The sequence below is a fragment of the Streptomyces litchfieldiae genome (assembly GCF_031845365.1).
Lineage (GTDB): Bacteria > Actinomycetota > Actinomycetes > Streptomycetales > Streptomycetaceae > Streptomyces > Streptomyces litchfieldiae.
This window is the reverse complement of sequence record NZ_JAVREL010000146.1, coordinates 1-400: the sequence shown is the minus strand read 5'-3', so window position 1 is coordinate 400 and position 400 is coordinate 1. Positions and strand designations below refer to the sequence as shown.

At 63.0% G+C, this 400-nt stretch carries 1 pseudogene; it reads right to left on the bottom strand.

The features are described from left to right. A pseudogene (locus RM590_RS35810) lies at positions 1-82 on the bottom strand (DNA-binding response regulator); the annotation flags it as partial. Between the last annotated feature and the right edge of the window lie 318 nt (positions 83-400).

Sequence of the window (400 nt, the reverse complement as noted above, 5' to 3'; positions counted from 1 at the left end):
CGTTGTGCAGGAGCAGGCCGAGAGCGGGGAGCACCTCCGTGGACGGCTGGAGGGCGTTGGTCAGGAGCAGCAGAGAACTCATACGTCTGGTTCCTCCTCGGTCCCTGCGAGGACGTGTGCGGTACGGCACTGGCTCTGCGATCCCGGGGGCTCCGTACACCTGCGGTTTCCCGCTTCGTATACAACGCTTCCGAAAGCACAAAAGGACCCGGGGGCTTCACTGCCCGAGTCCTCTGCCCAGCAGAATAGCCGACATGAGCATGGGTCCGGCAGGTCGTGTGGCGCGTTCCATGGTTCGTCCGCATCCCGAGACGACCAGAGGCGCACGTTTGCGGACGTTTCTGCACACGGAAGACGGAGTGCCGATCGATTCCGTATACGACCCGGGACGGTTCGTATA